The following is a 21,778-nucleotide window of genomic DNA, read 5'->3' on the forward strand; positions in this document are numbered from 1 at the left end:
GGCAAAGGCGCACTTGCGCCGTGCCCACGATCGATCCACACCGCAACGGAAGCGGTGGGCACGCTTCGCTTTGCCCACCCTACGATACGGCTACTCGCTATTCGCCACTCGCCCGTGTCGTAGGCACCCTCTGCCCGTTGTTAGTGCTTGATCGCACCCACATCAGGTGTTCTGCTCAAAAAAGCTGCTGGAGCACCGCACCCCGTGTCGATCTACGTCGCATTGCATCACGTCACGCACTACAAATACGACCGTCCGATCGACCTGGGACCGCAGACCATCCGGCTGCGGCCGGCGCCGCATACGCGCACGCCGGTCCTGAGCTATTCGCTCAAGGTCACGCCATCCAACCATTTCGTGAACTGGCAGCAGGATCCGCAAGGCAACTGGCTCGCCCGCTACGTCTTCCCGGAGAAGACGACCGAATTGAAGATCGAGGTCGACTTCACGGCGCAGATGACGGTGGTCAACCCGTTCGACTTCTTCGTCGAGCCCTATGCCGACAGCTTTCCGTTCGAGTATTCTAAGGATTTGAAGACCGAGCTCGCGCCGTATCTCGAGACCATCAAGCCCGATCGCCTGTTCGCGAAATTTCTCGATACCATCCCGCCTGAGGCCCCGAACACCGTCAACTTCCTGGTCGATCTCAATCGCGAGCTTCAGAAGCACGTCCGTTACATCATCCGGATGGAGCCCGGCGTGCAGACGCCGGAGGAGACGCTCTCCTCCGGTGCCGGATCGTGCCGCGACTCCGCCTGGCTTTTGATCCAGACCTTCCGCCATCTCGGTCTCGCCGCCCGTTTCGTCTCCGGCTATCTCATCCAGATCCGTCCCGACATCGATCCGATCGAGGGGCCGCCGGAAGTCGAGAACGACTTCACCGACCTGCACGCCTGGGCCGAGGTCTATCTGCCGGGTGCGGGGTGGATCGGTTTCGATGCGACCTCCGGCATGCTCGCGGGCGAGGGGCATATCCCGGTCGCCGCCACGCCGCATTATCGCTCGGCCGCGCCGATTTCGGGCGGCGCCGGTTTTGCCGAGGTCGAGTTCGCCTTCGACATGAGCGTCCGCCGCATCCGCGAGGCGCCGCGCATCACAAAGCCTTTCTCGGACGAATCCTGGGCGCGGCTCAATGATCTCGGCGAGCAGGTCGATGGCGATCTCGCCGCGCAGGACGTGCGACTCACCATGGGCGGCGAGCCGACTTTCGTCTCGGTCGACGATCTCGAAGCGGCGGAATGGAATACGGAAGCCGTCGGTCCGACCAAGCGCGCCCTTGGCGATGATCTGATCCGCCGCCTGCACACGCGCTTCGCGCCGGGCGGGCTGCTGCATTATGGCGAGGGCAAATGGTATCCCGGCGAAAGCCTGCCGCGCTGGGCATTTGGCCTGTACTGGCGCAAGGACGGCGTGCCGATCTGGAAGAATGCCGATCTGATCGCGAAGATCGAGAATCCGCGGCGCGCCGAGGTCAAGGACGCCCAGGCGTTCGTAGAGGGCGCGGCGTTGCGGCTCGGGCTGGATCCCGGCTACATCATGCCGGCCTTTGAGGACACCGCGTACTGGCTCCAGAAGGAAGCGGAGCTTCCCGTCAACGTCGATCCCTCCGACTCCAAATTGTCCGATCCGGAAGCGCGCGCGCGCATGGCGCGCGTGTTCGACGAAGGCCTCAACACGCCGCGCGGCTTCGTGCTGCCGGTGCAACGGTGGAACGCGCCCCCGCGCTGGCGCAGCGAGCGCTGGCAACTCCGGCGCAATCATCTATTCCTGATGCCGGGCGATTCACCACTGGGCTTGCGCTTGCCGATCGGCTCGCTTGGCTATGTCCCGCCCAACCAATATCCCTACATCGTCGAGCAGGACCCGATGGAGGCGCGGGGCAAGCTACCGGTGTTCACGTTGCCGGCGCGTCCGGAAGCGCCACCGCGGGTCGAGCCCGAGCATCTCAACACGTCCGTCCCCGTCCGCACCGCGATGTCGGTCGAAGTCCGCAACGGCGTGCTCTGCGCCTTCATGCCCCCGGTCGAGCGCATCGAGGATTATCTCGAGCTGGTCGCCGCGCTCGAAGCCACCGCCGAGGAGATGCAGATTCACGTTCATGTCGAGGGCTATCCGCCGCCGTTCGATCCACGCATCGAAGTCATCAAGGTGACGCCCGATCCTGGTGTCATCGAGATCAATATCCAGCCGGCCAAGAGCTGGCGCGAGGCGGTCGACATCACCTCCGGCCTCTATGAGGACGCCGGCAAAGTTCGCCTCGGCGCCAACCGCTTCCTGGTCGACGGCCGCCACACCGGCACCGGCGGCGGCAACCACGTCGTGGTCGGCGGTTCGAGCCCACAGGACTCGCCGTTTTTGCGCCGGCCGGATCTGCTCAGGAGTCTCGTGCTGTATTGGCAGCGGCATCCGTCGCTGTCCTATTTCTTCTCCGGCCTGTTCATCGGCCCGACCAGCCAGGCGCCGCGCATCGACGAAGCCCGCCACGACAGCATCTACGAGCTCGAGATCGCGCTCTCGCATGTGCCGCCGCCGGGCTACCAGACACCGCTATGGCTGGTCGACCGGCTGTTCCGGCATCTGCTCGTCGATATCACCGGCAACACCCATCGCGCCGAGATCTGCATCGACAAGCTCTATTCGCCGGAAGGGCCCACGGGGCGGCTCGGTCTCGTTGAATTCCGCGCGCTCGAAATGCCGCCCGATCCGCGCATGTCGCTGGCGCAGCAGCTTTTGATCCGCGCGCTGATCGCCAAGATGTGGCGCGAGCCGCAAACCGGCAAGTTCGTGCGCTGGGGCACGGCGCTGCATGACCGTTACATGCTGCCGCATTTCATCTGGGACGATTTTCTGGACGTGCTCTCCGAGCTGAAGCAGTTCGGCTACCCCTTCGAGCCGGAATGGTATCTGGCCCAGCTCGAATTCCGCTTTCCCGCCTTCGGCCGGGTCCATCATGGCGGCGTGACGCTGGAGCTGCGCCAGGCGCTGGAGCCCTGGCACGTGCTGGGCGAGGAGGGCTCGGCCGGCGGCACCGTGCGCTATGTCGACAGCTCCGTCGAGCGGCTCCAGGTCAAGACCGAAGGCTTCGTCGAGGGCCGCCATATCGTCACCTGCAACGGCCGCCCCCTGCCGATGACGTCGACCGGTCGCTCGGCCGAGGCCGTGGCCGGCGTCCGCTTCAAGGCCTGGCAGCCGGCCTCCGGCCTGCACCCGACCATTCCCGTCCACGCGCCCCTGACCTTCGACCTGATCGACAGCTGGAACGGCCGCTCGCTCGGCGGCTGCGTCTATCACGTCGCCCATCCCGGTGGGCGCAGCTATGACACCAAGCCGGTCAACACCTACGAGGCCGAGGCGCGGCGGCTGGCGCGCTTCCAGGACCACGGCCATACGCCGGGACCGGTCCAGCCACCGCCCGAGGAACGCACAAATGAGTTCCCGCTGACCCTCGACTTGCGGACCCCGCTCCTGCAATGAGTATGATGGTGGGGCAGGGAGAGGCGCATGGCCGAGGGCGCAGCGGAAGAGGACGACAAGGCGGGCAGGGCGCAAGATCAGCGTGAAGGCCAGCGCCGCTTCGCGCAATGGGTCCGCGACTACAGCCGTCTGCCCGATATCCCCGACGAGTTCCTGGGTCCCGACGGCGCGCCGCGCGCGGTCTGGAGCCGCTTCTTCGATGCCTTCGGCGCACTCGCGCCCGACGAGATCGAGCGGCGATTCGGCATGGCCGACCGCCACCTCCGCGAGGCCGGCGTCACCTATCGCGCCCCCGGCGACAGCGCCGACCGGCCCTGGTCGATCAGCCATCTGCCGCTCTTGATCGACGAGGCCGACTGGCAGCAGCTTTGCGCCGGCATCACCCAGCGCGCCGAGCTGCTCGAGCGCGTGCTGCGCGACATCTATGGCGAGGGCCGGCTGGTCGCGGAAGGCGCGCTGCCAGCGGCTGCGATCGCCGGCAGCCCCGAATATCTCCGCCCCGTCTGCGGCGTGCCGCCGCCGGGTGGGCGCTATCTCTCTCTCTATGCCGCCGATGTCGGCCGCGGGCCTGACGGCCGCTGGTGGGTGCTGGGCGACCGCACCCAGGCGCCGTCGGGCGCGGGCTATGCGCTGGAGAACCGCTTGGTGCTCTCGCGCGCCTTGTCCGACCTCTACAAGTCGATGAACGTGCCGCGCGTCGCGCCGTTCTTCGAGGCCTTTCGCGACTCACTTCGCGCGCGCGCCGACCGCGACGAGCCCAGGATCGGCGTGCTGACGCCGGGCAGCTTCAGCGAGACCTATTTCGAGCACGCGACGCTGGCCCGCTATCTCGGCTTCCTCCTGGTCGAGGGCGACGATCTCGCGGTCAGCGACAACCGTATCCACATCCGCACCGTCGCCGGGCTGAAGCGGCTCGACGTGCTCTTGCGCCGCGTCGATTCCAATTCACTCGATCCGCTCGAGCTCGATGCCTCCTCGCATCTCGGCGTCCCCGGCCTGATCGACGTGCTGCGCAAGGACGGCGTCGTCATCGCCAACATGCCGGGTTCCGGCGTCCTGGAGGCGCGGGCGCTGCTCGGCTTCCTGCCGGCACTCAGCCGCCGCCTGCTCGGCGAAGAGCTGAAGATGCCGCACATCGCGACCTGGTGGTGCGGCCAGCGCGCCGCGCGCGAGGAGGTGCTGTCGCGGCTCGATGAGGTCGCGATCGAAGGCGCCTACCGGCGCGGCGTGCCCGGCTTCGACAGCAACGGCCCGGTGCTCGCGAGCGAGCTGGATGCGAGCGACCGCCAACGCCTGGTCGACGCCATCACCACACGCGGCATGGACTATGTCGGCCAGGAGGTGGTGCGGCTTTCGACCATGCCGGTGTGGGAGCAGGGCCAGATCACGCCGCGCCCCTTCGTGCTGCGCGTGTTCGCCGCGGCGACGCCTGACGGCTGGGCCATCATGCCCGGCGGCTTCTGCCGCATCGCCGATCAGCCGGATGCCCGCGCGGTGTCGATGGGCGACGGCGCCCGTGCCGCCGACGTCTGGGTGGTCTCCGACAAGCAGGTCGCGACCGCCGCGACGCTGCTGCCTGCAACCGACAAGGTGCGTATCCGCCGTATCGCCGGTGTGCTGCCGAGCCGCGCCGCCGACAATCTGTTCTGGCTCGGCCGCTATCTCGAACGCGCCGAGGCGACGCTGCGGCTGGTGCGCGCTTTGGGCTCGCCGAGCGGGCCCAACAAGGGCACCGCGGCCTCGCTGCAATCGGCCGAACGGATCCAGCGCCTGCTGGTGGCCTGGGGCGCGATCTCGCAAACCTCGCGCAAGGCCGCGGGGCGCATCGTGGCCGAAGCCTTGCAGAGCGAGGCGCGTTTCGGCTCGGCGCTGTCGCTGGTCCGCGCGGCGCAGCGCACCGCGACCTCCTTGCGCGAGCGGCTGTCGCCCGATGCCTGGCAGGTCATCACCGAAATGGCGGAGCGCCTCGCTTATGAGGTCGAGGGCGATGACAGCGTGCTGAGCGCGGCCGAGCTGACCTTGCAGGAGCTTGCGAGCTTCGCCGGCCTCGCGCAGGAGAACATGAACCGCGCTGCCGGCTGGCGCTTCCTCGACATCGGCCGTCGCACCGAGCGCGCCATCAACACCACGCGCTTCACACGCCAGTTCGCCTATGATGAGGCCGGCGACGAGGATCTCGACATCCTGCTGACGCTGGTCGATTGCCAGATCACCTACCGCTCGCGTTATCTGCTGGCGCCGATCCTGGCTCCGGTACGCGACCTCGCCGTGCTCGACGGCTACAATCCGCGTTCGGTGGCGTTCCAGGTGACGACGTTGAACGAGCACATTGCCGCGCTGCCGAGCCTGAAGGAGCACGGCCTGATCGAGAAGCCGCAACGGCTTGCGGTGGCGATGCAGGCGATGCTTGCGACGGCAGAGGCCGAGAGGCTCGAGGTCAAGACGCTGTTCGCGCTGGAGCAGGATCTGCTCAGCCTCGCCGAGGCGATCGGGCAGCACTACTTCCCGCATGGCCCCAATGCCAGCCGGCCGGAAAAGCTGACGGGGCTGGCGTGATCTACGACATCCGTCACGTCACCACCTACGAATACGAGAATCCGGTCAGCTTCGCCCGCTGCACCTTGCGGCTGGAGCCCAGAAGCGGCGGCGGCCAGGAGCTGATCTCGCACCATGTCGAGATCCGTCCGCGCCCGGCCGAGCGCAACGTCCGCCGCGATTTCTTCGGCGCGCTCACCGAGAGCGTGGTGATCGAGGCCGCGCATCGCAATCTGCGGATCGACTCGCGCTCGCGCGTGTCGGTGTCGCGCCGGCCGCCGGCGCGCGATGCCTCAAGCCCGTCCTGGGAGAGCGTTCGCGATATCGCCTTCGAGGCGACGAGCCTCGGGCCGGCCTCGCCGGTCGGTTATGTCTTTGCCAGCCCGCTGGTGCCGGTGCTGCGTCCCGTCAGCGCCTACGCGGCTTTGAGCTTTGCGCCCGGTGCGGGCGTCCTCGAGGGCGCGGTCGATCTCATGCGTCGCATTCGCACCGAGTTTCGCTACGATCCCAAGGCGACGGTGATCTCGACGCCGCTTGGCGAGGTTTTCGACAAGCGTCACGGCGTCTGCCAGGATTTTGCCCATGTGATGATCGCAGGGCTGCGCGGGCTCGGTCTGCCAGCGGCCTATGTCAGCGGATATCTGCGCACCATTCCGCCGCCGGGCCAGGCGCGCCTGCAAGGCGCCGATGCCACCCATGCCTGGGTGTCGCTGTGGTGCGGGGCTGAGCTTGGCTGGGTCGATTTTGACCCGACCAACGACCTGCTGATTGGCAACGACCATATCGTGCTTGCGGTCGGGCGCGATTTTTCCGACGTCTCGCCCGTCGACGGCATCATCGTCGGTTCACCCAAGCAGAAGCTTGGCGTCGCCGTCGACGTGCTGCTGGTGGGATAGAAGCGGGCTCCCGTCGCCGGCCGCGAGGGTGTATCGGGCCGCTGCCGCAACCGCGATGTCGCATAGCACAACGGTAACATATTTCCCTAATCGCGTTGCCAAGGGTTTGGTCAGCCGGCCCAAGATGGGCTATGCTGGCTTGCGTCGAGAATGAGAGAGACGTCGGGAGAGAGCGTGGGACACCAGCGGCGGACGGGGCTGCATCCATGATAACCTTACCGAGACTGGCGGCTGAATCCCTCGAGGGCTTCCTCGGTAAGTTCATGCGTCGCCGGTACGATGAGACTTCTGCCAACATCATCGAGAGCGCGACCCGCACCGCGATGGAATGCATCGGCAACAGCGATGCGCTCTATCACAATATCGAGCATACGATGCTGGTGACGCTGGCAGCTCAGGCCATCCTCGGCGGCCGGAGTCTTCATACCCACCTGTCGGCTGAGGACTACGTCCATGTCCTGATTGCCTGCCTCGCCCACGACATCGGCTATGTGCGCGGGCTGTTCGAGGAGGACGATTCCGACGGCTTTGTTATCGATGCGGCCGACACCAAGATCTCGTTGCCGCGCGGTGCATCGGACGCGAGCCTGATGATGTATCACGTCGATCGCTCGAAGCTTTATGTGACGCGGCGGCTGCGGCATATTCCCGGAGTCGATCCCGAGCGCGTTGCCCGCGCCATCGAGGGCACGCGCTTTCCGGCCCGCCAGGGGCAGGAATATGACGACGAAGCCTCGATCCTGCGCGCGGCCGACTTCATCGGCCAGCTCGGCGATCCCAACTATCTGCGCAAGGCCAACGCGCTGTATTACGAGTTCGAAGAGGTCGGCATGAATCGCCAGCTCGGCTACGATTCGCCGGCCGACATCGTGAACCGCTATCCACAATTCTACTGGAACAGCGTCGCACCCCACATCCAGACCGAGATCGGTTATCTCAACAAGACCGAGATCGGCCGGCAATGGATCGCCAACCTTTACAGCAACGTGTTCCGCGCCGAGCGCGACATCTCGCTGTCCGGCCCGCAGAAGTAGGTAGGCTCTCGTAGCCCGGATGGAGCGAAGCGCAATCCGGGACCCCTGCATCCGCAAATCCCGGATTACGCTTTTCGCTCCATCCGGGCTACGGCTTCGCAATTCCGTGAGCAACCATGCAACAAAAAACGATCGCCACGGATATCCTCGACATCGCCTATCGCGAATACGGCGCGCCGGATGGCTGGCCCTGCATCATGGGCCACGGTTTTCCCTACGACGTGAACGCCTATGCCGAAACCGCGCCGATCATTGCACAAGCCGGCGCGCGGGTGCTGGTGCCCTGGCTGCGCGGGTATGGGCCGACGCAGTTTCGCTTTCCCGGGACGCCGCGCTCCGGCGAGCAGGCGGCGCTCGGCGCTGATCTGCTGGCCTTCATGGACGCGCTGGCCATCACGCGCGCGGTCGTCGGCGGCTATGACTGGGGCGGACGCGCCGCTTGCGTGGTATCGGCGCTTTATCCGGAGCGCGTAATCGGGCTCGTTTCCGGTAATTCCTACAACATCCAGAACATCGCCCGCGCCATGGAGCCGGCCTCGCCGCCGGAGGAGGCCGCGCTCTGGTATCAATATCTCTTCCACAACGAGCGTGGCCGCCGTGCGCTGGAGCGCAACCGGCGCGGCTTCACCCGCCAGCTCTGGTCGATGTGGTCGCCGACATGGGTGTTCGACGACACAACGTTCGAGCGCAGCGCGGTGTCCTTCGACAATCCTGATTTCGTCGATGTCGTAATCCATTCCTACCGCCACCGTTACGCGCTGGTCGCGGGCGATCCTGCTTACGTCGCGATCGAGGCAAGGCTCGCCGCGCGGCCGCCGATCCGCGTCCCGACCATCGCGATCGACGGCGACAGCGACGGCGTCAATCCCGGCACCGCTCATCACGCACGCAAGTTCGAGGGCGCGTTCGAGCGCCGCGTTTTCGCCGGTGCCGGTCATAACTTGCCGCAGGAGCGGCCGGCCGAATGGGCGCAGGCCGTGATCGACGTCCGGAAAGCGGCCTCATAAAGCCCGTTTCTCGTCTCGCGGCTGACTTGCCTGTCGTCCTTCCGATTTTTCCTGATCCCGGGAACCTTTTACGATTGCAGCCGTCCAAGCTGTGGGGCCGCTTCTGTCTGCGGGCTCGTTGCAGGGGAGGATCTTGATGAAGTCACAAGTGCGCAAGCTCGAACGTGTCGCGGTGGCACAGGTGCCGACTGAACGGCCTGACAAGGCGGAGGTCGAGCAGGCGATCCGGACTATGATCCGCTGGGCGGGCGATGATCCCGCGCGCGACGGTCTGCGCGATACGCCGGACCGGGTCGCACGTGCCTTCGAGGAGTATTTTTCCGGCTACGCGCAGGATCCGACCGAAATCCTGCAAAAGACCTTTGAGGAGATCGAAGGCTATGACGAGATGATCGTCCTGCGCGGCGTTCGCTTCGAGAGCCATTGCGAGCACCACATGGCGCCGATCGTCGGCCGCGCCTGGGTCGCCTATATTCCGCAAGGTCGCGTCGTCGGCATCAGCAAGCTTGCGCGCGTGGTCGACGTCTACGCCAAACGGCTCCAGATCCAGGAGAAAATGACCGCGCAGATCGCCAATACCATCAACGACGTGCTTAAGCCCGAGGGCGTCGGCGTCATCATCAAGGCGACGCATCACTGCATGACCACGCGCGGTGCGCACAAGCCCGGGACCGATCTCGTCACCAGCCGCATGCTGGGTGTGTTCCGCGACAACGCGCTGACGCGCCAGGAATTATTGGGGCTCGCCAATTCGGACGATTGACCCGCGCTAGCTCGAGGAGACGGCGCCATGACCGAGAACAACAGGCCGAACGGACCGGACTTGACCAAAGGCGTATCGCTGACCGCGTTCAAGGACGGCAAATTGCTCGGTCACGTCGGGGAGGAAGGCGTCCTGCTGGTGCAGGCCGGCAGCGAAATTTTTGCGATCGAGCCCTCCTGCAGCCATTATCACGGCCCGCTCGCCGAGGGACTGGTGGTGGGCGACACCATCCGCTGTCCCTGGCATCATGCCTGCTTCTCCTTGCGTACGGGCGAAGCCACCCGCCCGCCGGCATTGAACGCGCTGGCGGTATGGGAGGTGACGCGCGATCGGGACAACATCATCGTTCGGCGCAAGCGCGAGGCACTGACGCCGCCGGCCGCACATCGCAGCGCGCCGACGCCGGACAAATTCGTCATCGTCGGCGGCGGCGCCGCTGGCTTCTCCGCCGCCGAGACGCTCCGGCGCGAGGGCTTTGCCGGCGCCATTACCATGCTCAGCAATGACGGCGCGATGCCGGTCGACCGGCCAAACCTCTCCAAGGATTATCTCGCGGGCAACGCGCCGGAGGACTGGTTGCCGCTGCGCGATGAGGACTATTACCAGAACGCAGGCATCGATCTCAGGCTCAACACCGACGTCTCCGCCATCGATGCGAAGACGCGCAGTGTCACGCTCGGCAATGGCGACAAGCTCCCATTCGATCGGCTGCTGCTCGCGACCGGCGCCGAGCCAGTCAAACTGCAGATTCCGGGCGCGGACCAGCCGCATGTTCACACCTTGCGCTCCGTCGCCGACAGCCGCGCCATCATCAAGGCCGCGGGGAGTGCCAGGCGCGCGCTGGTGATCGGCGCCAGCTTCATCGGCCTCGAAGTTGCGGCTTCCTTGCGCGCGCGCAAAATCGAGGTGCACGTGGTCGCGCCGGAAGAGCGGCCGATGCAGAAAGTGCTCGGCGGTGAGATGGGCGATTTCGTCCGGTCCCTGCATGAGGAGAACGGTGTTATCTTCCACTTGAAGGATACGGTGGAAAACCTCGACGGCACGCGCGCGACGCTGAAGAGCGGCGCCGTCATCGAAGCTGACCTGGTCGTCGTCGGCATCGGCGTCAAGCCGCGCCTCGCGCTCGCCGAGCGGGCGGGGCTGGCGGCCGATCGTGGCGTCAGCGTGAGCGAATATCTGGAGACCAGCGTGGCCGGTATCTTCGCGGCCGGCGACATTGCCCGCTGGCCCGATCCGCATTCCCGGCAAACCATTCGCGTCGAGCATTGGGTGGTGGCGGAGCGGCAGGGTCAGGCCGCGGCGCGTAACATGCTCGGCAGGCGCGAGCGCTTCGATGCGGTGCCGTTCTTCTGGAGTCAGCACTACGACGTGCCGATCAACTATGTCGGCCACGCCGAGCACTTCGACGACATCGCGATCGACGGCAGTATCTCCGGAAAAGACTGCCTTCTGAAGTACCGCAAGGAGGGTCGCGTGCTTGCGGTCGCTTCAATTTATCGCGATCTCGACAATCTCAGGGCCGAATTGGAGATGGAGCGGTCGCGCGGCTGAAGCTGCGCGACCTTGATTTGCGTCAAGGGTGCAGCAGGTGAGGGCTGCTCTGCTGGCTGTTGTCCCGGCCCGGTGCGTGCTATCCTGGCGTGTGCCCGCGGGCTTCGCATGCAGGAGTGGCTCATGACAAGTGCTTCAGATGCGCCTCATCATTCCAGTCTCGGCTCGGGTATCTCGGCGCTACATGCCAAATGGGGCTGGATCGTTGCGCTCGGCGTCGTTTACCTCATTGCCGGTTTCGTCGCGCTCGGCAGCATGGTGATGGCAACAGTGGCGAGCGTGATCGTGGTCGGCGCGATGATGATCGTTGCCGGCGTGACCGAGGTGATCGGCGCATTCCAGATGAAGAGCTGGGGGAAATTCTTGATCTGGGCATTGCTCGGCGTGCTCTACATCATCGCCGGCTTCCTCACCTTCGCAAACCCGCTATTTGCCGCGGTTCTGCTGACGCTGTTCCTCGGCGCGTCGCTGCTGGCCTCCGGCGCAGTCAGGCTGTTTCTCGCTTTCAACATGAAGCGCGAAAGCCCGTGGGTCTGGGTGGCGCTGTCGGCGGTCGTCACGCTGCTGCTCGGGCTGCTAATCCTGGCGCGCTGGCCGGTGAACAGCGTCTACATCCTCGGCCTGTTCCTCGGCATCGACCTGATCATGGCCGGCGCCGGCTGGGTCAGCCTTGGCCTCAGCCTAAAGCGGCGTTAGCGCGCCGGGCAACCAGCAACTCGACGCAAGACCATCTTGCGGAACTCGGCTGATCTGACGCGCTGACAAAAAGCAGCACGCCGCCTGACCAGCTCGCGGCGACGATCATCGGGGAGAAACCATGAAAGCCGCTTTGGTCCTGGCCGCAGCACTGGCTGCCGCCTGCCTGTCGACGCCTGCCGCCGCGCAAAAATCCTACGGTCCCGGCGTCAGCGACACCGAGATCAAGATCGGCAACACCATGCCCTATAGCGGGCCGGCCTCGCCGCTCAGCATCACGGGCCGGGTGATCGCGGCCTATTTCGACGAGGTCAACGACAAAGGCGGGATCAATGGCCGCAAGCTCAATCTGATCTCGCTGGACGACGCGTTCTCGCCGCCGAAGACCATGGAAGCCGCCCGGCGTCTCGTCGAAGGCGACGGCGTTGCCTTCATCTTCGCGACCATGGGCACGGCGCCGAGCTCGGCGATCGCGAAATATCTCAACAGCAACAAGGTGCCGCAGCTTTTCCTGATCAGCTCGGCCTCCAAGTGGAACGATCCCGCCAACATGCCCTGGTCGATGGCGCTGCCCTGGGCGCCGAACTACACCAGCGAGGCCGCAATCGACGTCGCCTATGCCCGCGCCAAGAATCCGAACGCGCGGTTCGCGCTGCTCTATCAGAACGACGACGCCGGCAAGGAATACTTGCGCGGCGTCAAGGAGGCGCTCGGTCCGGATGCCGACAAGGCGATCGCGATGGCCTCGAGCTTCGAGGTCGCTGATCCCACCGTCGATTCCCAGGTGCTGACGCTGGCGAACACCAAGGCCGACGTCTTCATGATCTATTCGGTGACACCGCGCGCCTGCGCGCAGGCGATCCGCAAGGCCCACGAGGTCGGTTGGCAGCCGACGCGCTTCCTCGCCTCTGGCTGCGCCAACAAGGCAACCGTGATGGTGCCAGCGGGCCTCGAGGCCGGCAAGGGCGTGCTGTCGCTCGGCGCGCTCAAGCCGTTCGTCGAGGCGCCGAAGGACGATCCGGCGATGACGGCCTATATCGACTTGATGAAGAAGCGCCTGCCCAACGCCGACATCAACAACGTCGCCGGCCTCTACGGCTACACGGTCGCCGAGGCGCTGGTGGTGCTGCTGAGGCAGTGCAAGGACAATCTCACGCGCGAGAACATCATGGCGCAGGCGGCGAACCTGAAGAACGTGCCGCTGTCGCTGCTGATGCCCGGCATCACGCTCAACACCACGCCGCAGGATTTCCGCCCGATCAAGGACGGCTATATGCTCCAGTTCGACGGCAACGACTGGGTGGTAGCGAGCGAATTGCTGAAGGGGACGTGAGGGGCAACCGAGAGGCTCTCTCCGCGAGTCGGCAGTCGTAGGGTGGGCAAAGGCGCCCTTGCGCCGTGCCCACCACCTCTCTCGGTGGAAAAAAAAGCGTGGGCACGCTTCGCTTTGCCCACCCTACGACACTGATTCTCGACGAAGCGAACAGGAGACCACCATGGACTTTCGACACTCCGCCCGTTCGCTGGAGCTGCAGGAGCGCGTCCGCCAGTTCATGCGGACACATGTCGAGCCGGTCGAGGATATCTATTACGAGCAGGTGAAGCCGGAAGCCGCGCGCTACAGGACGCCGCCCGTGTTGCAGGACTTGAAGCGGCTGGCGCGGGAGCAGGGGCTCTGGAACCTGTTTTTGTCAGGCGAGCACGGACCGGGTCTGACCAATCTCGAATATGCGCCCGTGAAGGAGATTATGGGCCGCATTCTCTGGGCGCCCGAGGTCTTCAATTGCTCGGCGCCCGATGTCGGCAACATGGAGGTGCTGGCCAATTACGGCACCAAGGCGCAGCAGGAGCGTTGGCTGAAGCCGCTGCTGGAAGGGCGCATCCGCTCCGGCTTCTCGATGACGGAGCCGCAGGTCGCCTCCAGCGACGCCACCAACATCCAGTGCGAGATCAAACGCGATGGCGGCGACTACGTCATCAATGGCCGCAAATGGTTCACCTCAGGCGCGATGAACGAGGATTGCGAGATTCTGATCGTGATGGGCAAGACTGCGCCCGACGATCCCGATCGCCATCGCCAGCAATCCATGATCCTGGTCCCCAAGAACGCGCCCGGCGTCCGCATTGTCCGCGACATGCTCACCTACGGCTACGACGACGCTCCGGTCGGCCATCCCGAGATCGTCTACGAGAACGTCCGCGTGCCCGCGGAGAACATCTTGCTTGGCGAGGGCCGCGGCTTCGAGATCGCGCAGGGGCGGCTAGGCCCCGGCCGCATCCATCATTGCATGCGGCTGATCGGCTGCGCCCAGCGCGCACTTGAATTGATGTGTCAGCGCGCTGTCTCCCGCACGGCCTTCGGCAAGCCGCTCGCCGAGCAGGGCTCGGTGCGCGAGGATATCGCACATTCCTTCTGCGAGATCGCGCAGGCGCGTCTGCTCACGCTGCAAGCCGCCGACAAGATGGACCGCGAAGGCAACAAGGCGGCGCGCGACCTGATCGCCGCCGCCAAGATCGTGGTCCCCAGCATGGCCGCGCGCGTCATCGACCGCGCCATCCAGATCCACGGCGCCGCCGGCGTCTCCCAGGACACTTTCCTCGCCCGCGCCTATGTCTACGCCCGCTTCATCCGCATCGGCGACGGACCGGACCAGGTGCATCTGGCGGCGGTGGGCAAGGAGCTGATCAGGCGGGGTGGGGTGATGGGGTAGGGGGAGAAGCCTCCTTGTTGCCGAACAGCGATATGCAACATGTCCTGCAGTCTCGCGTTGCGCAATGCGCTTATACCGCCGAGCACGTAAGACTCCGGAGCCGAGACCCGCTCTGGGTGTCATGCTGCTGACGCAATCCTTGTCTTAGACGGCGACAACTAAAACACTGTGTGGGGACTGCTCTGGTTCCCACACCGGTTCCGCAGCCAGGGTCGGCTGGAATCCGCACAAGATTGGCGCAAGTTCGGAAACGCTTTCGCGTTCGCTTGCCCATGTTGCGGCGTCGTGAACCGGACGATCGAGAAAATCAAAGGAGATGTAATGGTGTTCCGCTGGAGCGCCGCGATTTGCGGCGCCCTGATTACGCTTGTCGTTTCTGTGACCGTCGCTCGAAGCGAAACAGGTAGGGTTCATTCAAGCGCCGTCGTCGATGCCGCCTCTGGGGATGCGATCGTTGGCGCAGCATCCACGTATAATCCGTTCAAGCCCGGCAAGGAGGAGGGCGGCCCGAGCACAGCCTCCGGCGAGCGTTATGATCCCTCGGTTTGGACGGCTGCCATCAAGACGAGCTTGCGTCAGAAATTTGGTGGAATCCAATTTGGAGCGAGACCGAAATATGCTCTCGTCGAGGCCGTCGGTAAGAAGGTCATCGTCAAGATCAACGACGTGGGGCCGCTCAGGCCCGGTCGCATCATTGACCTCAATGAGCGGACGATGCGCCACTTCGATCCGAGCATGGAACTTGGAGTCATTCCTGACGTCACGGTCAAGCCGCTGTCCGGCGACGATTGGACCACTGGGCCGGTTGGCTGAACGCTATGCCGAAGGAGGACAGCGTTCCCGGATCGAGGAAACACGTCGGCCCTAAAGCGCGATGCGATTAGGATAAATCGCCATCGCGCTTTAGGTTGTTGTTTGAGCATGATCTTTTCGGAAAACCGCTGCGCACTTTTCCGGATCATGCTTTAGCCGCGCTTCTCCGCGCGTCGTGATGCCGCAGCGCATCGACGATCACCTTAAACGCAGCCGAATTCTGCCGCGAAGTCCCGCGTCTCTTCGCGCCGTCGGCCAAGTCATTGATCTCGCTAACCCCGGCTACTGTGCATGGGGTTGTTTTTCAGTTTTTCTTTTGGCATGTCCGCCGCCGCCGTCGTGAACGGTGGGCTTCGTCATCCCGCCTTGGCGATACGGTCGTCCACCGACCCGGACCGCAGGTTCTGGAAGAACTTCTCCACCTCGCGCGACAGGGTGTCCGCCGTCTCCGTCAGGCTGCTCGCTGCCGTCAGCACGGAGGCTGCTGCCGTATCGGTCTCCCCGATGGCGTCGCGGAGCGAGGTGATGTTGGCGACCAGGGTCTCGTTGCCCTGCGCCGCCGATTGCGCGTTGGACGAGATCTCGCGCGTGGCCTGGTCCTGCTGACTGACGGCGCCGGCGATCGCCGAGGTGACCTCGTTGATCTCGCGCACCGCGCCGCCGATCTCGCGGACGGCGTCGACCGCGTTGCGGGTCGAGGCCTGGATCATCGCGACGTTCTCGCTGATATCGGCGGTCGCCTTCGCGGTCTGTCCCGCCAGCGCCTTCACTTCATGGGCGACGACGGCAAAGCCGCGGCCGGCATCGCCGGCACGCGCGGCCTCGATGGTGGCGTTGAGCGCCAGCAGGTTGGTCTGCTCGGCGATCGCCTGGATCAGGCTGAGCACGCCGTCGATGCGCTGGGTGGCCGCGGCAAGGCTTTCGATCTCGGAGATCGACTTCTCGGTGCGCTGGCCGGTCTGCTCGACCGCGCCGGCGCTCTGGCGCACCTGGCGGCCGATCTCGACCACGGACGCCGAAAGCTCCTCGGCCGCGCCCGCCACCGCCGTGACGTTATGCGAGGCCTGCTCGGTGGCGTTCGCCGCCGTGCCGGCGCGGCTGCTGGCGTCCGCGGTGACGCGGGTGATGGTCTGCGCGGTCTCGCGCATGACGGAGGCGTTGTCGCTGAGGCCGCGCATGATCGCGCCGATCGCCTCGCCAAACGCCTCGACGGATCGTTCGATGTGACGGGCGCGCTCCTCGCGTGCGGCGGCGTCCTGCGAAACCTGCGAGGCGAGGTTGCGGTTGCGGCCCATGGCCGCCTGGAAGACCTGGATCGCGCGGGCGAGCGCGCCGATCTCGTCGGCGCGGTCAGAGTGCGGTACCACGACGCCCTCGGTCCCGTCGGCGACCTGCTTGATGGTGGCGGTGATCGCGGCAAGCGGCCGGGCGACCGAGCGGGCGATGATGACGATCCCGATCACGACCAGGGCCAGAGCCACGCCCCCGAGGCAGGTGAGCACGAAGGACAATTCGCGATTGGTCTCGGTCTGCTGCGCGATCTGCCTGGCGCGCTCGGCATAGACCTTGGACAGCGCCTCGAGATCCTTGTTCAGCGCCGAGCGCACGGCGCGGTTGGCGTCGTTGTCGCCCCATTCGCGGCCCGCGGCCGCATTGATCTCGACGCCGCGGCGCACCAGCTCCTTGCGGAATTCGACGAACTGCTCGATGCGCTTCTTGAAGGTCGCAAACTGCTCGGCATCGTCGGCTTTGACGATGGTCTCCCAGCGCTTCACGACGTCGAGGATCTGCGCGTTGAACTTGAGCAGGCCCTCGCCGTATTTCTTCACGACGGCGGGCTCGGTCGACATGTAGACGCCGCGCGACTCCATCACAACCGCATAGACCAGCGAATTGACCCGCTCGACATTCAGCGCGGCGGCATTCGCCGTCTCGATCGCGCTGGCCAGGTCGGCGCTGCGGCGGCTGTTGTAGTCGGACAGCCCCGCGATCGCCGCCGTGAGCAGGGCGAACAGCGCGAAGATTGCATAAAGCTTGGTGGCAAGCGTGAAGCGGCCGGCGAGGCCGGCGGCATTCCCAGATCGGTCTGATGTCATGGCTTTCAAGGGGCCCGAGATGGCCTGGAGCGGCCGGTGAGCACGGTCGTTTGGATTTGATGCAAAACTATGCAGAACGAAGATGGATGCGGCGTTAACGGGCAGTGTTTGCGCCTTCGCCCTAAGTCGAATGAAAGGTAAGATATTTCAGCGTCTTGATCTAAAGGTATAGTCTTGGGATCGCGCTGGACTCGGCCGTTCGCCGAGGAACCCCGGAGAGGCCCTTGGTCTACCGCCACACCATCGATGCCACGAGCTACACGTTCCCGGACCTGCGCGATCTCCTTGCCAAGGCGACGCCGCCGCGCTCCGGCGACCGGCTGGCCGGGATCGCCGTCGACACTGCCGAGCAGATGATCGCGGCGCGAATGGCGCTCGCCGACGTTCCGCTCGCCCAATTCCTGCAGGAGGCCGTCATCCCCTATGAGGCCGACGAGGTCACTCGCCTCGTCATCGACAGCCATGACGCAAGAGCGTTCGCGCCGGTGGCATCCCTGACGGTCGGCGGCTTCCGCGACTGGCTGCTGTCGGATGCCGCCACGTCGGAGGTCCTGAAGACGCTCGGGCCCGGCATTACCCCGGAGATGGCGGCTGCGGTCTCAAAACTGATGCGCAACCAGGACCTGATCCTGGCGGCGCGCAAATGCGAGGTCACCACCGCCTTCCGCAACACCATCGGCCTGAAGGGCCGGATGAGCACGCGGCTGCAGCCCAACCACCCGTTCGACGATGCCAGGGGCATCACTGCCTCGATCCTGGATGGCATCCTGCTCGGGGCCGGCGATGCCTGCATCGGCATCAATCCCGCGAGCGACGATCCGGCCGTCATCGCGCAATTGCTGCGGCTGCTCGACGAGATCATCGCGCGGCTGAAGATCCCCACGCAAGGTTGCGTGCTGACCCATGTCACGACGACGCTGTCGCTGATCGGGCAGGGCGTGCCGGTCGATCTCGTCTTCCAGTCGGTCGCCGGCACCGAGGCCGCCAACCGCAGCTTCGGCATCGACCTTGCGCTCCTGAAGGAGGCGCAGGAGGCCGGGCTGTCACTGCGGCGCGGCACCGTCGGGCAGAACGTGATGTATTTCGAGACCGGCCAGGGCTCGGCGCTGTCGGCTGGCGCCCATCATGGTGTCGACCAGCAGACCTGCGAGGCGCGCGCCTATGCGGTCGCCCGCGCCTTTGCCCCGCTATTGGTCAACAGCGTGGTCGGCTTCATCGGCCCGGAATATCTCTATGACGGCAAGGAAATCATCCGGGCGGGACTGGAGGATCATTTCTGCGGCAAGCTGCTCGGCCTGCCGCTCGGGATCGACATCTGCTACACCAACCACGCCGAGGCGGACCAGGACGACATGGATAATCTGCTGACGCTGCTCGCCGCCGCCGGCGTCACCTTCATCATGGGCGTCCCCGGTGCCGACGACGTCATGCTGAACTACCAGTCGACGTCTTTTCACGACGCGCTCTATGTCCGTGACGTCTTCGGTTTGCGCCGCGCGCCGGAATTCGACGACTGGCTGGCGCGGTCCGGCATTACAGGCGCCGATTTCCGGCTTGCCGGCGATGCAGGCCTGCTGCCCGATTTTGCCTCGCGGCTGATTGCGTGAGGCCGTACGAGGCGTCAAACTCTCCCCTTCAGGAAACCATCGGCGCCTGCCGGAATTATGCTTGTGCCACAATATTGAGAAATTCCGGCGACAGCGTTACGCTATATGTCTGGCTGGCAATTTCCGCACCATTCGGTCGAGCGTGGCGGGGGAGCTTTGATGCGAGCTGAAAGTAACGGAACGTCCCGGCGGATCCTCTGTGTGTTTCCGCGCTACACCTCGTCGTTCGGTACGTTCGAGCATTCCTATCCCCTGACCGATGGTGTCCGTGCCTTCATGCCGCCGCAGGGGCTGTTGCTGATCTCCGCCTATCTTCCGAAGGACTGGCAGGTCAAATTCGTCGACGAGAACCTCCGCCATACGACCAGGGAGGAGTTCGAATGGGCCGAGGCGGTTTTCGTCAGCGGCATGCACATCCAGCGCCAGCAAATGAACGACATCTGCCGCCGCGCGCATGAGTTCGATCTGCCGGTCGCGCTCGGCGGTCCCTCCGTCAGCGCCTGTCCCGACTATTATCCGTCATTCGACTATCTCCATGTCGGCGAGCTCGGCGATGCGACCGACCAGCTGATCGAGATCCTGTCGCGCGACACCTCCCGCCCCGAGGGCCAGATGGTGCTGACGACCAAGGATCGCGTGCCGATGACGGAGTTTCCGATCCCGGCCTACGAACTTGCCGACGTGAAGAAATATTTCCTTGGCAGCATCCAGTATTCCAGCGGCTGTCCCTATCAGTGCGAGTTCTGCGATATCCCCGGCCTCTACGGCCGCAACCCGCGCATCAAGTCGCCGCAGCAGATCATCGCCGAGCTCGACCGTCTGCGCGAATGCGGCATGACCGACACGGTCTATTTCGTCGATGACAATTTCATCGGCAACCGCAAGGCGGCGATGGACCTGTTGCCGCACCTGATCGAATGGCAGAAGCGGACCGGCTACGTGGTGCGGCTCGCCTGCGAGGCGACGCTCAACATCGCCAAGAGGCCCGAGATTCTCGAGAAGATGCGCGAGGCCTATTTCATCACCATTTTCTGCGGCATCGAGACGCCGGATCCCGACGCGCTGAAGGCAATGCAGAAGGACCACAACATGATGGTCCCGATCCTGGAGGGCGTGCGCACCATCAATTCCTACGGCATGGAGGTCGTCTCGGGCATCATCATGGGGCTCGACACCGACAAGCCGAATACGTCGGAGGCGCTGCTCGACTTCGTCGAGGAGTCCCGGATTCCGCTGCTCACGATCAACCTGCTTCAGGCGCTGCCGAAGACCCCGCTGTGGGATAGGCTCGAGCGCGAGGGGCGCCTGGTCGACGACGACGGCCGCGATTCCAACGTCGACTTCCTGTTGCCCTATGACGACGTCGTCGCATCCTGGAAGCACGCCATGGGCGTCGCCTACGAGCCCGAGAAGGTCTACGCGCGCTTCCAGTATCAATGCGACCACGTCTATGTGCACCGCCTCAAGACGCCGGTGCCGGACGAGATGAGGAGCTGGCCCAACATCCGGCGTGGCCTCGTCATGCTGCGCAACATCTTCTGGAAGGTCGGTGTGCTCGGCGACTACAAGCGCGTGTTCTGGAAGTTCGCGCTGGGGCGCATCAAGCGCGGCGATCTCGAAGGCCTGATCGGATGCACACTGATCGCGCACCATCTCATCACCTTTGCGCGCGCGGCCTCCAGTGGCAGGCAGAACGCTTCGAACTACTCGATCCGGCTGCGCGAGGCCGCCGTTCCTGCAGAATGAGTGACAAGTCCGTTCCGGCTCGCCCAACCATCGACCTGCGGTCGTTCACGCCCGCGCGCGTCGCGCTCGGGCGCAACGGCGCAAGCGTGCCGACCAAGGCGCTGCTCGATTTCACGCTTGATCATGCCCGCGCCCGCGATGCCGTACACGCCGCCTTCGATGCGCCGCGTCTGCTCGCCGATCTCGGCGCGCTTGGACTTGCCGTCACCGAGGTCAGAAGCCAGGCGGTCGACCGCAGGGACTATCTACGGCGGCCGGATCTGGGACGACGGCTTGAACCCGGCTCGGTCGAGGCTCTGGCGCAAGCGGCCGCGGCGCCGTGCCAACTCGCGCTCGTGATCGGCGACGGCCTGTCCGCAGCCGCGGTCCATGCCCATGCGGTCGCCCTGGTGAGGCGCCTGCTGCCGCTGCTCGCGGAGGGGGATGACGTCGCGATCGGCCATGTCGTTGTCGCCTCAGGCGCGCGCGTTGCGCTCGGCGACGAGGTCGGCGCCGTGCTCGGCGCGCGCATGGTGGCGACGCTGATCGGCGAGCGACCGGGCCTGTCGGCGCCCGACAGTCTCGGCGCCTATCTGACTTTCGCGCCGAAGCCCGGCCGCACCGATGCCGAGCGCAATTGCGTGTCCAACATCCACCACGCCGGGCTCAGCTATGACGAGGCCGCCTTCAAGATCGCCTGGCTGGTCCGCGAGGGGCTGGCGCGGCAGGTCAGCGGCGTGGCGCTCAAGGACGAGAGCGCGGACCGCGCGCCGCGTCGAATTGGCACATTCTCGCCCGGATAACCGCCATCCCCGACCCAAAATCGCCGCTTCTTGACCGATTTGGCCACACTTCGCCTGCTTGCGAAAA

The 21,778-nt window shown here is 65.2% G+C and carries 15 protein-coding genes; 14 read left to right on the forward strand and 1 reads right to left on the reverse strand.

The features are described 5' to 3' along the window. Positions 1 to 204 precede the first annotated feature (204 nt). The 11 genes from IVA81_RS06910 (at position 205) to IVA81_RS06960 (ending at position 15,480) form a co-directional block, all read left to right on the forward strand. Positions 205 to 3,474: a transglutaminase family protein gene (locus tag IVA81_RS06910; RefSeq protein WP_247314071.1), complete on the forward strand. Its 3,270-nt coding sequence runs from the start codon at positions 205 to 207 to the stop codon at positions 3,472 to 3,474. A 27-nt stretch (positions 3,475 to 3,501) separates the two neighbouring features. Beyond that, positions 3,502 to 6,030, forward strand: coding sequence for a circularly permuted type 2 ATP-grasp protein (locus tag IVA81_RS06915; protein ID WP_247314073.1), 2,529 nt, complete (start codon positions 3,502 to 3,504; stop codon positions 6,028 to 6,030). Then, on the forward strand, positions 6,027 to 6,905 hold the full coding sequence (locus IVA81_RS06920) for a transglutaminase family protein (RefSeq protein WP_247314075.1): 879 nt from the start codon (positions 6,027 to 6,029) through the stop codon (positions 6,903 to 6,905). Before IVA81_RS06915 ends, IVA81_RS06920 begins: the two co-directional genes overlap by 4 nt. A gap of 206 nt (positions 6,906 to 7,111) precedes the next feature. Beyond that, positions 7,112 to 7,939 (forward strand): HD domain-containing protein, encoded by an 828-nt coding sequence (locus IVA81_RS06925; RefSeq protein WP_247314077.1) that lies wholly within the window; start codon positions 7,112 to 7,114, stop codon positions 7,937 to 7,939. 116 nt (positions 7,940 to 8,055) lie between these two features. After that, complete coding sequence (locus IVA81_RS06930) at positions 8,056 to 8,946, forward strand: alpha/beta hydrolase (RefSeq protein WP_247314079.1); 891 nt, start codon at positions 8,056 to 8,058, stop codon at positions 8,944 to 8,946. 136 nt (positions 8,947 to 9,082) lie between these two features. Then, positions 9,083 to 9,709 carry a GTP cyclohydrolase I FolE gene (gene folE / locus IVA81_RS06935; protein ID WP_247314080.1) on the forward strand — a complete coding sequence of 209 codons (627 nt, stop codon included), beginning with the start codon at positions 9,083 to 9,085 and terminating at the stop codon, positions 9,707 to 9,709. Positions 9,710 to 9,736: 27 nt separating this feature from the next. Continuing rightward, positions 9,737 to 11,260 carry an FAD-dependent oxidoreductase gene (locus IVA81_RS06940; RefSeq protein WP_247314082.1) on the forward strand — a complete coding sequence of 508 codons (1,524 nt, stop codon included), beginning with the start codon at positions 9,737 to 9,739 and terminating at the stop codon, positions 11,258 to 11,260. Between the two features lie 123 nt (positions 11,261 to 11,383). Then, complete coding sequence (locus IVA81_RS06945; RefSeq protein WP_247314084.1) at positions 11,384 to 11,956, forward strand: HdeD family acid-resistance protein; 573 nt, start codon at positions 11,384 to 11,386, stop codon at positions 11,954 to 11,956. 121 nt (positions 11,957 to 12,077) lie between these two features. Beyond that, on the forward strand, positions 12,078 to 13,289 hold the full coding sequence (locus tag IVA81_RS06950; RefSeq protein WP_247314085.1) for an ABC transporter substrate-binding protein: 1,212 nt from the start codon (positions 12,078 to 12,080) through the stop codon (positions 13,287 to 13,289). Positions 13,290 to 13,452: 163 nt separating this feature from the next. After that, positions 13,453 to 14,667 carry an acyl-CoA dehydrogenase family protein gene (locus tag IVA81_RS06955; protein ID WP_247314087.1) on the forward strand — a complete coding sequence of 405 codons (1,215 nt, stop codon included), beginning with the start codon at positions 13,453 to 13,455 and terminating at the stop codon, positions 14,665 to 14,667. A 321-nt stretch (positions 14,668 to 14,988) separates the two neighbouring features. Further along, positions 14,989 to 15,480 (forward strand): septal ring lytic transglycosylase RlpA family protein, encoded by a 492-nt coding sequence (locus IVA81_RS06960; RefSeq protein ID WP_249812610.1) that lies wholly within the window; start codon positions 14,989 to 14,991, stop codon positions 15,478 to 15,480. A 356-nt stretch (positions 15,481 to 15,836) separates the two neighbouring features. Here the strand turns inward: IVA81_RS06960 and IVA81_RS06965 are convergent, their stop codons facing one another. Beyond that, positions 15,837 to 17,576, reverse strand: a complete 1,740-nt coding sequence (locus IVA81_RS06965; protein WP_247314092.1) for a methyl-accepting chemotaxis protein — start codon at positions 17,574 to 17,576, stop codon at positions 15,837 to 15,839. A 224-nt stretch (positions 17,577 to 17,800) separates the two neighbouring features. Between IVA81_RS06965 and IVA81_RS06970 the strand changes: the two genes are divergently transcribed. The 3 genes from IVA81_RS06970 to eutC all read left to right on the forward strand — a co-directional run bounded on the left by IVA81_RS06970 (position 17,801) and on the right by eutC (position 21,711). Further along, on the forward strand, positions 17,801 to 19,183 hold the full coding sequence (locus tag IVA81_RS06970) for an ethanolamine ammonia-lyase subunit EutB (protein WP_247314094.1): 1,383 nt from the start codon (positions 17,801 to 17,803) through the stop codon (positions 19,181 to 19,183). 159 nt (positions 19,184 to 19,342) lie between these two features. Next, complete coding sequence (locus IVA81_RS06975; protein WP_247314096.1) at positions 19,343 to 20,929, forward strand: B12-binding domain-containing radical SAM protein; 1,587 nt, start codon at positions 19,343 to 19,345, stop codon at positions 20,927 to 20,929. Then, the gene (gene eutC, locus IVA81_RS06980; RefSeq protein WP_247314098.1) at positions 20,926 to 21,711 is read left to right on the forward strand and encodes an ethanolamine ammonia-lyase subunit EutC; all 786 of its coding nucleotides are present in this window, start codon (positions 20,926 to 20,928) and stop codon (positions 21,709 to 21,711) included. The genes IVA81_RS06975 and eutC overlap by 4 nt, the downstream gene beginning before the upstream one ends. Positions 21,712 to 21,778 lie beyond the last annotated feature (67 nt).

Source organism: Bradyrhizobium sp. 141 (genome assembly GCF_023074055.1).
Taxonomy (GTDB): Bacteria; Pseudomonadota; Alphaproteobacteria; order Rhizobiales; family Xanthobacteraceae; genus Bradyrhizobium.

Excerpts from the sequence above, each read along its gene's own strand:
- IVA81_RS06960 (WP_249812610.1), top strand. The coding sequence starts at position 14,989 with ATGGTGTTCCGCTGGAGCGCCGCGATTTGCGGCGCCCTGATTACGCTT.
- IVA81_RS06965 (WP_247314092.1), bottom strand. The coding sequence starts at position 17,576 with ATGACATCAGACCGATCTGGGAATGCCGCCGGCCTCGCCGGCCGCTTC.
- IVA81_RS06950 (WP_247314085.1), top strand. The coding sequence starts at position 12,078 with ATGAAAGCCGCTTTGGTCCTGGCCGCAGCACTGGCTGCCGCCTGCCTG.
- IVA81_RS06945 (WP_247314084.1), top strand. The coding sequence starts at position 11,384 with ATGACAAGTGCTTCAGATGCGCCTCATCATTCCAGTCTCGGCTCGGGT.
- IVA81_RS06975 (WP_247314096.1), top strand. The coding sequence starts at position 19,343 with ATGCGAGCTGAAAGTAACGGAACGTCCCGGCGGATCCTCTGTGTGTTT.
- folE (WP_247314080.1), top strand. The coding sequence starts at position 9,083 with ATGAAGTCACAAGTGCGCAAGCTCGAACGTGTCGCGGTGGCACAGGTG.
- eutC (WP_247314098.1), top strand. The coding sequence starts at position 20,926 with ATGAGTGACAAGTCCGTTCCGGCTCGCCCAACCATCGACCTGCGGTCG.
- IVA81_RS06930 (WP_247314079.1), top strand. The coding sequence starts at position 8,056 with ATGCAACAAAAAACGATCGCCACGGATATCCTCGACATCGCCTATCGC.
- IVA81_RS06925 (WP_247314077.1), top strand. The coding sequence starts at position 7,112 with ATGATAACCTTACCGAGACTGGCGGCTGAATCCCTCGAGGGCTTCCTC.
- IVA81_RS06955 (WP_247314087.1), top strand. The coding sequence starts at position 13,453 with ATGGACTTTCGACACTCCGCCCGTTCGCTGGAGCTGCAGGAGCGCGTC.
- IVA81_RS06940 (WP_247314082.1), top strand. The coding sequence starts at position 9,737 with ATGACCGAGAACAACAGGCCGAACGGACCGGACTTGACCAAAGGCGTA.
- IVA81_RS06915 (WP_247314073.1), top strand. The coding sequence starts at position 3,502 with ATGGCCGAGGGCGCAGCGGAAGAGGACGACAAGGCGGGCAGGGCGCAA.